General features: G+C 40.6%; 1 protein-coding gene. It reads left to right on the top strand.

Annotation, left to right across the window (positions count from 1 at the left end; translation table 11 throughout):
* A partial coding sequence (locus FTW16_RS22215; protein WP_146492462.1) for an IS30 family transposase occupies positions 1-342 on the top strand: 342 nt, incomplete at both ends.

Here is a 342-nt window from a genome sequence, read left to right as displayed (position 1 = left end):
TAGTCGACAGAATGACTGGTTACACTTTTATTGGTCAAATGGACGATAGAACAAGCGAGTCGCTCAACGTAAGAATGAGCAAAATCATGACCCGCTCTGACTTACCTTTTAAGACGATAACTGCGGATAACGGCACTGAATTTCATGGTTATGCACAACTAGAAAAACATCATAACTGTCTGTTTTACTTTGCAAATCCATACCATTCATGGGAACGAGGCACTAATGAAAACACCAATGGCTTGATACGACAATACTTACCAAAGCGAACCTCTATGTCACATGTGACACAGAATCTCTGCAATGAAATTGCACACAAACTAAATACGCGCCCACGCAAAA

Source organism: Vibrio sp. T20 (assembly GCF_007858795.1).
Classification (GTDB): Bacteria; Pseudomonadota; Gammaproteobacteria; order Enterobacterales; family Vibrionaceae; genus Vibrio; species Vibrio satsumensis.
The sequence above is the reverse complement of the archived record's forward strand: the minus strand, read 5'-3'. Positions and strand labels throughout refer to the sequence as shown.